The organism is Nocardia testacea NBRC 100365, from assembly GCF_000308775.1.
Lineage (GTDB): Bacteria > Actinomycetota > Actinomycetes > Mycobacteriales > Mycobacteriaceae > Nocardia > Nocardia testacea.
Window position 1 is genome coordinate 19,015 of the sequence record NZ_BAGJ01000006.1, and the last position, 13,216, is coordinate 32,230.

At 68.4% G+C, this 13,216-nt stretch carries 11 protein-coding genes, 1 tRNA gene and 1 pseudogene; 6 read left to right on the forward strand and 7 right to left on the reverse strand.

What is annotated here, in order from left to right:
* The first annotated feature begins 140 nt into the window (after nucleotides 1-140).
* Both ON38_RS00765 and ON38_RS00770 read left to right on the forward strand, forming a co-directional pair.
* Nucleotides 141-683: a GtrA family protein gene (locus ON38_RS00765; RefSeq protein WP_245563836.1), complete on the forward strand. Its 543-nt coding sequence runs from the start codon at nucleotides 141-143 to the stop codon at nucleotides 681-683.
* A gap of 147 nt (nucleotides 684-830) precedes the next feature.
* Complete coding sequence (locus tag ON38_RS00770; RefSeq protein ID WP_039821596.1) at nucleotides 831-2,735, forward strand: glycosyltransferase; 1,905 nt, start codon at nucleotides 831-833, stop codon at nucleotides 2,733-2,735.
* 51 nt (nucleotides 2,736-2,786) lie between these two features.
* Here ON38_RS00770 and ON38_RS00775 read toward each other — a convergent pair whose 3' ends face one another.
* The 6 genes and pseudogenes from ON38_RS00775 to ON38_RS00800 form a co-directional block, all read right to left on the reverse strand.
* A complete protein-coding gene (locus ON38_RS00775) occupies nucleotides 2,787-3,638 on the reverse strand; it encodes an SDR family oxidoreductase (protein WP_039821525.1) in 852 nt (283 codons plus the stop codon).
* 388 nt (nucleotides 3,639-4,026) lie between these two features.
* Nucleotides 4,027-4,719 carry a hypothetical protein gene (locus ON38_RS37305; protein ID WP_039821527.1) on the reverse strand — a complete coding sequence of 231 codons (693 nt, stop codon included), beginning with the start codon at nucleotides 4,717-4,719 and terminating at the stop codon, nucleotides 4,027-4,029.
* A gap of 125 nt (nucleotides 4,720-4,844) precedes the next feature.
* On the reverse strand, nucleotides 4,845-5,756 hold the full coding sequence (gene glfT1 / locus ON38_RS00785) for a galactofuranosyltransferase GlfT1 (protein WP_039821597.1): 912 nt from the start codon (nucleotides 5,754-5,756) through the stop codon (nucleotides 4,845-4,847).
* Between the two features lie 410 nt (nucleotides 5,757-6,166).
* Nucleotides 6,167-7,033: a galactan export ABC transporter ATP-binding subunit Wzt/RfbE gene (wzt, locus tag ON38_RS00790; protein WP_039821529.1), complete on the reverse strand. Its 867-nt coding sequence runs from the start codon at nucleotides 7,031-7,033 to the stop codon at nucleotides 6,167-6,169.
* A 13-nt stretch (nucleotides 7,034-7,046) separates the two neighbouring features.
* Nucleotides 7,047-7,901, reverse strand: coding sequence for a galactan export ABC transporter permease subunit Wzm/RfbD (gene wzm, locus ON38_RS00795; RefSeq protein ID WP_039821598.1), 855 nt, complete (start codon nucleotides 7,899-7,901; stop codon nucleotides 7,047-7,049).
* Between the two features lie 219 nt (nucleotides 7,902-8,120).
* Nucleotides 8,121-8,582, reverse strand: a pseudogene (locus ON38_RS00800) (bacterial proteasome activator family protein); the annotation flags it as partial.
* A 242-nt stretch (nucleotides 8,583-8,824) separates the two neighbouring features.
* Between ON38_RS00800 and ON38_RS00805 the strand changes: the two are divergent.
* Nucleotides 8,825-10,027, forward strand: a complete 1,203-nt coding sequence (locus tag ON38_RS00805; RefSeq protein ID WP_039821532.1) for a cysteine desulfurase-like protein — start codon at nucleotides 8,825-8,827, stop codon at nucleotides 10,025-10,027.
* Nucleotides 10,028-10,085: 58 nt separating this feature from the next.
* On the opposite strand, the gene ON38_RS00810 is transcribed toward ON38_RS00805, so the two are convergent.
* Nucleotides 10,086-11,108, reverse strand: coding sequence for an NAD(P)H-quinone oxidoreductase (locus ON38_RS00810; RefSeq protein ID WP_039821534.1), 1,023 nt, complete (start codon nucleotides 11,106-11,108; stop codon nucleotides 10,086-10,088).
* A gap of 180 nt (nucleotides 11,109-11,288) precedes the next feature.
* Between ON38_RS00810 and ON38_RS00815 the strand changes: the two genes are divergently transcribed.
* From ON38_RS00815 to ON38_RS00825, 3 genes are all read left to right on the forward strand, one after another.
* On the forward strand, nucleotides 11,289-11,657 hold the full coding sequence (locus ON38_RS00815) for a hypothetical protein (RefSeq protein ID WP_039821535.1): 369 nt from the start codon (nucleotides 11,289-11,291) through the stop codon (nucleotides 11,655-11,657).
* Between the two features lie 69 nt (nucleotides 11,658-11,726).
* Nucleotides 11,727-12,902 (forward strand): alpha-hydroxy-acid oxidizing protein, encoded by a 1,176-nt coding sequence (locus ON38_RS00820; RefSeq protein WP_039821536.1) that lies wholly within the window; start codon nucleotides 11,727-11,729, stop codon nucleotides 12,900-12,902.
* Between the two features lie 76 nt (nucleotides 12,903-12,978).
* Nucleotides 12,979-13,066 (forward strand) — tRNA-Ser (locus ON38_RS00825).
* Nucleotides 13,067-13,216 lie beyond the last annotated feature (150 nt).

Consider the following 13,216-nt stretch of genomic DNA (forward strand, 5'->3'; position numbering starts at 1 on the left):
GAACACCGGGAGAGTACCGGGTCTGTGACATTGGGCATGATCGAGGGCCCTGCGTGGTGACGCTGCGCTACCGCCTCCGGGCCTGACCGCTCATGCCGTGCCCCAGAGGATGGCTCAGGTCACTGCGGTACCGTCGGCGCGTGTCATCTGGTGAGTCAACGGCCGCTGTCGCCGCCGACGCGCCGGCCCCCCGTTCGCTCGCCGAGCGCCTGCGGTCCGGCCTGCGGCAGAGTGCGGCGTTCCTGGTGGTCGGCGTGGTCGGCTTCCTGGTCGATGCGGGGACCTACAACCTGCTGGTGTTCAACATGGGCGCCTGGGGCGGCGAGGGTCTCATGTACTCGGCGCCGCTGCCCGCCAAGATCATCGCGATCGGGGTGGCCACCGTGGTCACCTACTTCGGTAACAAGTGGTGGACGTTCTCGCACAAGCAGTCCGGCAGTCCGGTCCGCGAGTATGTGAGCTACGCGGCGATCAATGTGATCGCGATCGGACTCCAATTGGGCTGCCTGGGTTTCTCCAGGTACATCCTGGATCTGTCCACGCCGCTGGCGGACAATATCTCTGGAACATTGATCGGTCAGATCGTCGCCGTGGTGTTCCGATATTGGGCTTATGACAAGTTCGTGTTTACCGGGGAACCCGATCGGGAAACGACCAACCGGGCGACCGGCGTGGCTGATTGATATCCTCGGGCCCGCCGCGAACCGTATTCAGGGACATGTTTGTCCAGTCGGCACAGCATGAGTTGGTCGGGCCCGGAGGCGGTAGCGGAGCGTAACCACGCAGGGCCCTCGCTCATGCGCGAAAATATTGAGGATTTCGAGGACTTCATGGACCAGTCGGCTATGCAGGCCGTTACCGAGACGAACGATCACGCTGCGGTCGCGCCGGAGTCGCTGCGCGCCGAACACCACCGGGCTCCGCGCCGGCTGGTGCTCGCCCGGGGCATCTTCACCGGGCCCTCGGCGAAGATCAGCGACGAGCTGTACGCGGTGGTCAAGGGCCGTGCCACCCGCGACCGGATGAGCCTGCGCCTGGACAAGGGCTCGACCGCGCACACCAACACCTACTTCGGCCGTTTCGCCGCCAGCTACTGGCAGCGCTGGACCGTGGTCACCGAAGTGCAGGCCACCATGATCCTGCAGGTCGGCAAGCACGCCAGAGTGCGGATCGTGGCCTCCGATATCGCCGGGCACCGCCGGATCGTCGGCACCGCCGAGGTCACCGCCAGCGGCCCGCTGACCCTGACCGCGCCGCTGGACCAGTTCGTCGACGGCGGGGCCCTGTGGCTGGAGTTCGAAGCGGTCGGTGCCGACCTGGAGATCTCCGAACTCACCTGGACCGCGGCCGCCCCCGAGACCGTACGCCCGGTCGCCATCGCCATCTGTACCTTCAACCGCGCCCAGGACTGTGCCGAGACCATCGCCGCGCTGGCCTCCGACCAGACCGTCCTCGGTTCGCTCGACGCGGTGTACGTGGTGGACCAGGGCACCGACCTGGTGGAGGACCGGCCGCTGTACCAGGCCACGCGGTCGATGTTCGGTGACAAACTCCGCTATATCCGCCAGCCCAATCTGGGCGGTGCGGGCGGTTTCACCCGCGGCCTGTACGAGGTGTCGGCGGCCAACGAGCACGCCGACGTCATCCTCATGGACGACGATATCCTCTGCGAACCCGAAACAGTGCTGCGGCTGCAGGCCTTCGCCAATCTCACCGTGGAACCGACGCTGGTCGGCGCGCAGATGCTCTTTCTGCTCAACCCCGACTACCTGAACGTCGGCGCCGAGGATGTGCACCTGCACCGTCTCATGCACGGCCAGAAGGTCCCCAAGGCGCTGCGCAACACCAGCATGCTCAAGAAGAACCAGGAACGCCGGGTAGACGCCGGATACAACGCCTGGTGGACCTGCCTCATCCCGGCCGAGGTGGTGAAGAAGATCGGGCTGCCACTGCCCATCTTCTTCCAGTGGGACGATGTCGAATACGGGGTCCGCGCCCGCGAGCACGGGTTCGTCACGGTCACGCTGCCCAACGCGGCGGTCTGGCACGCGGACTTCTACTGGAAGGACTTCGACGACTGGGCGCGGTACTTCAGTACCCGTAACTCGCTGATCGTCAGCTCGATGCACGCGGACCTGGACCCGGGCACGGTCACCCGGCAGCTCTTCCGCAACATCTCCGAATACCTGGTCGCGATGCAGTACGGGCTCGCGCACACCACCCTGCAGGGCATCGAGGACTTCCTGGCGGGGCCGTCGATCCTGCGGGACGGCGGGATCGAGCCGCTGAAACGGGCCCGGACCAGTCGCGCCGACTACACGGAGACCGTGAAACATCCCGCGGCGACGCCGCCGGTGGACTCCTCCGAGATCCGTGTACGCCGCGCCGGCGGCGAGCCCAGCCGGCTACTGGCGGTGTTGATCAAACGCGCGATCCAGCAGTGGACCGGCAAGGTCCAGTACGGGCTGGTCGGGGTCACCCGCGAGGATGCGCACTGGTGGCATGTCTCGCTGTTCGACCATGTCGTGGTCACCGATGCCTCACAGTCCGGGGTCCGAATCCGCAAGCGCGACAAGGCGACCGCGCGCGCTCTGCTGCTGCGCACGATGCGGGTATTGCGCCGGCTGTACAAGGAACTGCCGGAGCTGCAACAGCGCTACCGCGCCGCGCACGCCGAACTCACCAGCCGGGAGAACTGGGAGCGGCTGTACGGGATCGACTCCGACCGGGGCTGACCGGAGGCACCCGCACGGGCCACGCCGCGGCCGCGGCGTGGCCCGTGGTCGTCAGAGGAACAGGTCGGTGGTGAGTGGTTCGTCGCCCGGGGTCACCCGGTACCTGTCCAGGTCGGTGATGCCGTGGGTGGCGAGCACCTCGTCGTCGATGAAGAAATTGCCGGTCGTCTCGGTGGCCGGTGAGGTGAGTACCAGGTAGGCGGCGTCGGCGTAGATGTCCGGGGTCCGCGAGGTACGGACCATCTCCTCGCCACCGAGCAGATTGCGTACGGCCGCGGTCGCGATCGTGGTGCGCGGCCAGAGCGAATTCACGCCGATACCGTCGGATTTCAGTTCCTCGGCCAGCCCCAGCGTGGTCAGCGACATGCCGTACTTGGCGATGGTGTAGCCCAGTGAGGACCCGGCCCATTTGGGGTCCAGGTTCAGCGGCGGCGACAGCGTGAGGATATGCGGGTTCCGGCCGGCGGCGGCGGAGTCACGCAGCGCCGGTATGCACAGTTTGGACAGCAGGAAAGTGCCGCGGCAGTTGATGTCCTGCATGAGGTCGTACTTCTTCATCGCCAGCGAATCGGTGGGGGACAGATCGATGGCGGAGGCGTTGTTCACCACGATATCGATACCGCCGAAGCGCTCGGTGGTCAGCCGGACCGCCTCGGCGACCGATTCGTCGACCCGCACATCGCCGACGAACGGCAGCACGGTCGCGCCCGCCGCCTCGAGTTCCGCGGCGGCCGTGTGGATGGTGCCCGGCAACTTGGGATGGGGCTGATCGGTTTTGGCGATCAGCGTGATGTTCGCGCCGTCGGCGGCCGCCCGTTTGGCGATCTCCAGCCCGATCCCGCGGCTGCCGCCGGACATGATCATCGTCCGGCCGCTCAGCGGCTTGTCTCCGGTTGCTGTCATTGCCTGCCCTCCTGTTGGTCGCGGGCGCCGATCGCCGTGCGTTCGGCGCTGCGCTTCGAGCGTAGGCAACAGGTCCGGGCTTGCCCAGGGACCGCGCGATCCGGTCTGCGGGTGTCGGACAGGACACCGGAGCCCCGCGGCACGGCTGCCGCCGGGTCGCGAACGTGAGTTCCGAAGTCCGGCCCTGGCCGCCGCCCGGCGGGGCCCCGCTCTCGGGCCGCCCGGCTCTACCGGGACGGAGCCCTCGAGCCGGGGAGCCGGCCGGAGTCTGCCGACCCGGCCGCAGCGATTCACAACTGCGCCCGTCCGGCCGGCGTGGCGGCGGCAGGTGTCCGGCCGGGTCCGCATGCGGTGGGCCCGGGAGACCTCGCCGCATGCGGACATCCGCTCACATCGTGGCGATCATCAGGATGTTCAGCAGGAAGATCAGGGCGACGAACGCCCAGATCACGTACATGACCACCATGCCGGGGGTCTTCTGCGGCACCGGGCCGATCGCTCCGTTGAGGAAGATGAGCGCCGGTGTGCGGTAGTAGTACCGGACCGCCTGCCCGGGCTGGACCGGTACCGCCACATCGGCCGGACCCATATCGAACAGCCAGGGCGTCGTAACCCGCACGTGGTACTGGCCCGGGCCGACCGGAATGTGGTTGGCGCCCCACCGGGTGTTCGGCACCCGCTGCCCGTTCACCGTGATCTTCGGCTTGGTGATCGCGAGCAGGAACGCCATCGGGGTGTAGGAGCAGTCCACCGTGATGCCCGGCGGGTCGTTGGGCGCTGCCTGGGGCGGCTGGCCGTAGGGCCCGGGCTGCCCGCCCGGACCGAACTGGGCCGGGGGCTGCCCGGTCGGCTGCGCGTACGGGCCGCTGGCGTACTGCGGCTGGGCGGGCGGCTGACCGAAGCCCTGCGGCGGCTGCCCGGGCGGCGGGGCGCCCCACGGCTGCGGACCGCCCTGTGGCCCCCCTGGATACTGTGGCTGCCCACCCTGGTTCGGTGCCGGCGGCGCGAACTGCTGTTGCGGCGGCGGGAACTGGCCGGGTGCGGGCTGGCCCTGTGGCGGCTGACCGCCGGGGTAACTCATCGATCTCCTCCCGAATCATGCAGATTGCCAGCCGAACTTACCCGGCGGGGATGAATCTCTCGCATCGGCCGTCAACCCTGGTTGTCCGGTGGGTGAACGATCGGGAGCCGATGAGTGCTCGCGGACTAGTCCGGCTTCTGGAACTGCTCGTTGCGGCCGAGGCTGCGCAGATGGAACCACTCACGCAATCCGGCCGGGTCGCGGCGGGTCACCAGGAAGAACCACGAGAACCGAATCCATTCCTGGGGCAGCAGCTTTCGCATACCCGGCTGGGACATGAGATAGCCGCGGTTGCGGTAGGTGAAATACCGCTTCACCGGATCGTCCGGGTACTGGGTGTGCATCCGGCCGCCGAGGATCGGCTTGAACTCGGCCGCGCCGTTCGGGTGCAGATACGCGGTTTGCAGGCAGGTGCCGAAGGGTAATCCGGAGCGGACCAGCCGGCGGTGTACCTCGACCTCGTCGCCGCGCACGAACAGCCGCAGATCCGGTACACCGATCACATCCACCGCCTGCGCGGAGATGAGGGCGCCGTTGAACAGTGACGCGATACCGGGCAGGAAGTCCTCGCCGCCCAGTTCGGACCGCAACCGCCGCCACACCACGCCCCGACGCAGCGGGAACGCCAGCCGGTCGGGTTCGTCGATATCGCAGACGACCGGTGAGACCTCCACCAGTTCGTGACGCCGCGCACAGTCGAACAGGGTGGCCAGCACCTCGGGGCCCTCCGGCCGCCCGTCGTCGTCGGCCAGCCAGACCCAGTCGGCACCCAGGCTCAGCGCGTGCAGTATGCCCAGCGCGAAACCGCCCGCCCCGCCCAGATTGTGCGCCGAACCGAGATAGGTGGTCTCGATCGGCTGGTCGGCGACGAGTTCGGCCACCTCGGCTTCATTGCCGTTGTCGATCACGATGAGGTGATCGACCGCCCGGGACTGCCCGGCGACGGCCTTCAACGACTCGGCGAGCAGATCACGCCGCTTGTGTGTCACCACCACGGCGACGATCTTGGCCTCCGGCCCGTATCGGACTTCGGGCAACACCGCGGCGGCCGCGTTGTGCTCGCGCGCGGAATCCGGAGCCGGGCGCCGGGGTCCGGCTCCGTCACGCCCGGCGGAAGCGACCGAGGGCTCCGGGCGATTGTCTCCGGGGCCCGAAGCCGGCTCGCCGGTGCCGTCGCCGGTTACGGGTGTGGTCGCGACGGCTTCGCGCTCGGGCTCCGGCGCCGGCTCGCCGGTGCTGTGTCCGCCGGGCGAGGGGTCGGCGTGGTCACGCGTCGCTTCCGCCTCGGAGCCCGGCTCGCTCGGGCTGTCGTCGGGCACCGGCGCGGGCGCTGTGGGCTCACGCGTCGCTTCCGCCTCCGGGCGGGACTCGCTCATGCTGTGCTGGTCGGGCATGAGCGCGGGCCCTGCGGGGTCACGCTCCGCTTCCGCCTCCGGGCCTGACTCGCTCATGCTGTGTTGTTCTCCAGTTCTCTTTCGCCGACGGCCGGCTGCTCTGCGCCGGTTTCCCGATCGGACTTCTCGGCCTCGATCTCCCGCAGGACCGCCGCCACATGATTACCCGCGTCCGGTCCCTCGTAGGCCCGCACGACTTCTTCGATTCCGCCCTGCAACCGCACCTGGCCGTGGTCGATCCACATGGCGGTATCGCAGAGCTGAGCCAGGAACTCGTTGGAATGGCTGGCGAACACCAGGATGCCCGAGCGGGCGACCAGTTCCTGCAAGCGGATCCGCGCCTTCTTCATGAACTCCGCGTCGACCGCGCCGATGCCCTCGTCGAGCAGCAGGATCTCCGGGTCGATGGAGGTCACCACGCCCATCGCCAGCCGTACCCGCATACCGGTCGAATAGGTGCGCAGCGGCATGGACAGATATTCGCCGAGCTCGGTGAAATCGGCGATCTCGTCGATTTTGGAGAGCATCTGCTTGCGGGTCTGTCCCAGGAACAGGCCGCGGATGATGATGTTCTCGTAGCCGGAGATCTCCGGGTCCATCCCGACACCCAGATCGAACACCGGCGCGACCCGCCCGCGGATCCGGGCGCTACCGCGCGAGGGCTCGTAGATCCCGGACAGCAACCGCAGCAGCGTGGACTTACCCGCGCCGTTGTGGCCGACCAGGCCCACCCGGTCGCCCTCTTTCAGCGACAGGTTGATTTCGCGCAGTGCCTCGACCACCACGACATCGGACTGGTTACGGCCGATCGAACCGCCCGCCTTACCCAGAAACGCTTTTTTCAGCGACCGGGATTTCGCGTCGAAGATCGGGAACTCCACCCACGCATTGCGGGTTTCGATACTCACGTGATCACTCATGATCGCCTGACTCCTAAACCCAGTAGGGCACGCGCGAACGGTACTTCTTCAGGGCGATCGCGGCGGCGATCCAGCCCACCACGGTGATGGCGCCGACGATCGCCCAGTGATACAGCTTCTGGTCGTCGCCGAGCAGCGGTGCGCGCACGATCTCCAGGTAGTGGTAGGTGGGCACCACTTCGGCCAGCCGGGCCCGCTCGGCGACCTGGCCGCCCTGCTCGTGCAGGCTCTTGGTATTCCACATCACCGGCGTCAGCACGAACAGCATGAGCGTCATACTGCCCAGAATCGGCGCGATATCGCGGTAGCGGGTGCTGAAGATACCGAACAGCACCGAAACCCACATCGCGTTGAGGAACACCAGCACCAGGGCCGGTATGGCGAAGATCGCGGTCCAGTGCAGGTCACGCCAGACGCCGAACAGCGCCAGCACGACGAAGTAGATCGCCGCGTTGTGCGCGAAGAACAGGATCTGCCGCCACACCAGCCGGTACACGTGCACGCTCAGCGCCGACGGCAGCTGTTTGATGAGGCCCTCGTTGGCGATGAACACATCCGCGCCCTCCAGGATCGAGGCGTTGATGACGTTCCACACGATCAGGCCGACCGCGACGTAGGGCAGGTATTCGGTCAGCGGCTGACCGAGCAGTGCGGCGTACAGGATGCCGATGGCGGTGGCCTGCACGCCGGTGGCGATGGTGATCCAGAACGGACCCAGCACCGACCGCCGGTAGCGCTGTTTGATGTCCTGCCAGCCGAGCGAGAGCCATAGTTCGCGCTGCCCGAAACCGTCGCGGATATCGCGCCAGGCCCGGGCCCAGGACTGCGAATCCGATTCGATGGGGTCCGCGGCGGTCACCTCGGTGATATCGGAGACGGCGGTATCGGCGCCGGCGACCGGGGTCTGCTCGGAACTCACGGGCTTCTCATCTACGGCGGGGTCGTGGTCGGGGCGCACCGGGCTCTCGTCGGTGCTCTCCGGATCGTCAGGGTTTACCAGGTCGGAGCGAGCGGAAGCTGCAGGCACGGTGCACGACACTACCTCGGTCGGCGAGTCCCGGTACCGGCCGCCTATACACCACCGTGTTCAGAGGTATTGTCCGGTGCCTCCGATGGACTGGCCCGGCTGCGCACCGCGACCTTCCGCCGCGTGGATACCCGGAGGCAGGGCACCCTGGCGCATCTGCTCGAGCTGTGCCCGGGCGGCCATCTGCTGGGCGAACAGCGCCGTCTGGATGCCGTGGAACAGACCTTCCAGCCAGCCCACCAGCTGCGCCTGGGCGATACGCAGTTCGGCATCCGAGGGGACGGCGTCCTCGCTGAACGGCAGGGCCAGCCGTTCCAGCTCCTCGCGCAGCTCCGGCGCCAGGCCCTGCTCCAGCTCGCGGATGGAGGATTTGTGGATCTCGGCCAGCCGGGTCCGGCTGGCATCGTCGAGCGGAGCCGCCCGCACCTCCTCGAGCAGCTGTTTGATCATGGTGCCGATCCGCATGACCTTGGCCGGCTGCTCGACCATATCGGCCAGCGATTCGGAGGTGTCCCGATCGGAACCCTCCTGCTCTGGCGTCTCCCGGCCGGGGTAGGACGCGCTCGCCGCGGCGCCCGCGGGCAGCACCAGCGGACGGCCCTCGGGGCCGATCACGACAACGGGATCCGATGCGTCATCCGATTGCGTCATGGTCCCCATCATGTCGTGTTCGCGCCGAACGCGCTAAGCCGGTGGTCGTGAGGCGAGTCGGAGACCCCGGACCAGGGTTACCGAGATATGGACCCTGCCTTAAAGTGACCTGCATGACTTACGACGTCGCGCGGGTCCGGGGACTGATCCCCTCCCTGGCCGACGGCTGGATCAACCTGGCTCCGCAGGCGGGCATGCTTGTTCCGGATTCTGTCTCGCGCGCGGTGTCCATCGGTTTCCGCTCGTCGTCGTTCTCCCACCTCGGCCGCCACGGCGCCGCCAAACGCAGCGCCGATATGCTGCACGACGCCCGGGTGGCGGTCGCGGATCTGGTCGGCGCGGACCCCAGCGGGGTCGTACTGGGGCCGGACCGGGCCGTCCTGCTGGCCTGGCTCGCCGAATCGCTGAGTTCCCGCCTGGGCCTGGGTACGGGGATCGTGCTGTCCCGGCTGGACGACGAGGCCAACGTGGCGCCGTGGCTGCGGATCGCCAACCGCTACGGCGCCCATGTGCGCTGGGCCGAAGTGGAGATCGAGACCTGTGAGATGCCGGCCTGGCAGTTCGAGGAGCTCATCGGGCCCACCGCCCGGCTGGTCGCGCTCACCGCAGCCTCGCCGATCGTGGGGTCGGCGCCCTCGGTGCGGGTCGCGGCCGAACGAGTACACGAGGTCGGCGGCCTGCTGGTCGCCGACGCGGTCGGCGCCGCACCGTACGCGCTGCTCGATATCGAGGAACTGAACGCCGATGTGGTGGCGTTGAGCGCGCCGAGCTGGGGTGGCCCCCAGGTCGGCGCGCTCGTCTTCCGAGACCCGGCGTTCCTGGACCGGATCCCGTCCATGGCGTTGAACCCGTACGCCAAAGGTCCCGAACGGCTCGAGGTCGGCGGGCACCAGTACGCGCTGCTGGCCGGCCTCACCACCTCGATCGACTATCTGGCCGGGCTCGACGAACGGGCCCGCGGCACCCGCCGGGAACGGCTGGAACTGTCGATCACCTCGCTGCAGGACTATCACGATCAGCTGTTCGATCATCTGATGAGCACTCTGGACAAGATCGGTGGGCTCACCGTGATCGGCCGCGCCTCCACCCGGATCCCGACGGTCAGTTTCACCATCGACGGTATGCAGGCGGAGAAGATCGCCGCCGAACTGGCCGACAAGCGCATCAATGTGCTGGCGGGCTCGCACGGCGGCAGCCGGTTACTGGACGCATTGGGTGTGAACGACGAGGGCGGCGCGGTGACCATCGGTCTCGCGCCGTACACGACTCGCCGGGAGATCGATCAGTTCGGCCGGGCCCTGGCCGCGCTCGGCTGACCGGCCCGGCTCTGCCCGGGCCGCGCACGAGCGAGGCCCGGGCGGGCCCGGCTTCCGCCTACCGGCTCGACTCGTCCGCGCCGGCATCCCCGATCCGCAGGATCACCTTGCCGAACGTGTCGTGTTCGTCGAGCAGTTCGTGTGCCCGGGCCGCCTCGGTCACCGGGACCTCGGCATGGATCACCGGGACGACCGCGCCCGTCTCCAGCAGCGGCCAGACGTGGGCACGCACCTCGGCGATGATGTCGGCCTTGCTGCCGCGGCCGGTGGCCGGGCGGTCGCGCAGTTTGATCGCACGCACCGTCCCGCGCTTGGCCATGAGCTCACCCAGGTTCAGTTCGGCGTTCACCCCGCCCTGCATGCCGATCACCAGTATCTGGCCGTCCAGGGCCAGCGCCGCCACATTGCGTCCGAGGTAGGCGGCGCCCATATTGTCGAGGATGATGTCCGCGCCCGGCCCGCCCAGGCCCTCTTCGGCCCGGATCAGATCGACGAAATCGTGTTCCCGGTAGTTGATGAGCACGCTCGCGCCGAGTTCGGCGCAGCGTGCCAGTTTCGTCGCCGACCCGGCCGTCACCGCGACCCGGGCGCCCAGCTGCGCCGCCACCTGGATGGCGTGGGTGCCGATACCGCTGCCACCGCCGTGGATCAGCAACAGCTGGCCGGAGTGCAGACCGGCGGTCAGCACCAGATTCGACCAGACCGTCGCCGCGACCTCGGGTAGTCCGGCGGCCGCCGCCAGATCCACGCCGTCCGGTACCGGGAGCACCTGTCCGGCCGGGACCACCACTTTTTCGGCGTATCCGCCGCCGGACAGCAACGCGCACACCCGGTCGCCGACCGACCATTCCCGGACACCCTCGCCGACCGCCGCGATCACTCCCGAGCATTCGAGCCCGGGCACGGCGGTGGTACCCGGCGGGGGCGCGTACAGTCCCCGCCGCTGCAGCAGGTCGGCCCGGTTCACCCCGGCCGCCACCACCTCGATCAGCACTTCACCGTGACCCGGCACCGGATCGGGCGTCTCGGACCACTCCATGACCTCGGGACCACCGAAGCCGTTCAAATTGATCGCGCGCACCGGCCCATAGTGCACCAGGAAACCTTCGTAACGTGGTGGAAGACTTTCCTGCGCGTCGCCGGCGGTCGGTGCGGCCGGCCGGGTCGGTGCGGCCGGCCGAGTCCTTCCCATCCGGTGTAATGCCTGCTCAGATATCTAGGATCACTTTCGAATTGTCTTGCGGCTCCGAGGGAAGTGCATATGGCTGACGTGATTCCGGGGAAGAAGCAGAGGTCTTTCGCCGGTGCGGTTGTCTTCGGTCTCGCGGTAGCGGGAGTTTCGGCGCTCGGGGTCGGCCCGGCGCAGGCGGCGCCACCGGGATTCGTGCACTGTGTGGCCGTGCCCGCCGGTAGCCGCGTGGAGGTGGAATGCACGAACACCGATGTGGGCGCGGCCACCGCCGGGATGGCGGGTTTGTGCACCAACCTGCGTGTTCTCTACCGCCAGGCCGAACGAATGCGCGGCGAATCGACCATCGCGTGGACCGAGGACTGTGGTCCGGGCGCACATCCGATCCTGTGGAACGCGTGGGGCGAAACCGACTATCAGCGGTCGCTCGACAACGACTGACGCGCCGTCCGCGCGCGGAAACGGCCGAGGGCGTGCCCGGCGCGCCTGTCCGGGCTAGCGTGAGCGTTCGTGAGCAGCTTCATCGACTTCCAGAACGAGATCTATCTCCAGGGAATGGGCGGGGTGGTCCCCGAACTGCCGATGACCGCGGACGGCTTCGCGGACCGGGCCCGGGAGTTGCTCGACGCGCGCGCCTACGCCTACGTGGCCGGTAGTGCCTCCACCGGACGCACGGCCGTGGCCAACACCTCCGCGTTCGATCGGTACCGGATCGTGCCGCGCATGCTGTGCGGAACCAGCGGGCCGGGCGCGCGCGATACCGCGGTCGAGGTGCTCGGCACCAAACTGGCCGCGCCGGTGCTGACCTCCCCGGTCGGGGTGCTGGAACTGCTGCACGAGAAGGGTGAGGTGGTGGTCGCGCAGGCCGCGAAGGAGCTGGGGGTCGGCACCGTGCTGTCCACCGCGTCCTCCGCGACCATCGAGGAGGTGGGCCGGGTCGCCGGTGACTGGTGGTATCAGCTGTACTGGCCCGCCGACGACGAGCTGGCCCGCTCCTTCGTGGAGCGCGCGCAGCGGGCCGGGGCGAAGGCGATCGTGGTCACCGTGGACACCCCTTCGCTGGGCTGGCGGCCCCGCGATCTCGAACTGGGGCATCTGCCCTTCCTGCTGGGCAAAGGTATCGCCAACTATCTGTCCGACCCGGTTTTCCGGGCGAAGCTGTCCGCGCCGCCGGAGGAGAGCGAGGACGCGATGCGGATGGCGATCCTCACCTGGGTCGGCCTGTTCGGTAACCACTCGCTACGTCCCGCCGACCTGGCCGAGCTGCGGGAATGGACCGATCTGCCGATCGCGGTCAAGGGCGTGCTCCATCCCGACGATGCCCGGCTGCTGGTCGACGCCGGCGCGGACGGGGTGTGGGTGAGCAACCACGGCGGCCGGCAGATCGACAATTCGATCGCCGCGCTGGACGCGCTCGGCGCGGTGGTCGGCGCGGTCGGTGACCGGGCCGATGTGCTGTTCGACTCCGGTGTCCGATCCGGCTCGGATGTGCTGGTCGCGCTCGCTCTCGGCGCCAAAGCGGTGGGCTACGGCCGGCCTTGGGCCTACGCCCTCGGTATCGCCGGCAGCGCGGGGGTGCGCCACGCCCTGCGCCTGCTGCTCGCCGATTTCGACTCCGCCATGGGACTTTCCGGCTGCGCCGATCTCTCCGGCGTCACCCGTGACCTGCTCGCCGTCCCCCGGTGAGCGCGCGGCCGGCCACCCGGGCACCGGTGGTCGGCTTTGGGTCGCTCCCGGTCACATCGGTTACTATCGAGGCCCTGGAGACGTGGCAGAGCGGCCGAATGCACTCGCCTTGAAAGCGAGAGTCGTGAGAGCGACCGGGGGTTCAAATCCCTCCGTCTCCGCCAGAACGGCAGATCGATCTGCCACCGGTATCCGGCTCCGGCCCGCCGGCGCGACGGGCTTGCTCGGCCGAGGAAGTCCGGCCGGGCCGTCGACCGAGCGGTTGTCGCCTCACCCGCCTTGTGTAATGGTTTTCCGATTGCACAGTGCGGTGT

Coding starts and splice junctions, on each gene's coding strand:
- ON38_RS00770 (WP_039821596.1), top strand. CDS start 831: ATGGACCAGTCGGCTATGCAGGCCGTTACCGAGACGAACGATCACGCT.
- ON38_RS00775 (WP_039821525.1), bottom strand. CDS start 3,638: ATGACAGCAACCGGAGACAAGCCGCTGAGCGGCCGGACGATGATCATG.
- ON38_RS37305 (WP_039821527.1), bottom strand. CDS start 4,719: ATGAGTTACCCCGGCGGTCAGCCGCCACAGGGCCAGCCCGCACCCGGC.
- wzt (WP_039821529.1), bottom strand. CDS start 7,033: ATGAGTGATCACGTGAGTATCGAAACCCGCAATGCGTGGGTGGAGTTC.
- ON38_RS00805 (WP_039821532.1), top strand. CDS start 8,825: ATGACTTACGACGTCGCGCGGGTCCGGGGACTGATCCCCTCCCTGGCC.
- ON38_RS00815 (WP_039821535.1), top strand. CDS start 11,289: ATGGCTGACGTGATTCCGGGGAAGAAGCAGAGGTCTTTCGCCGGTGCG.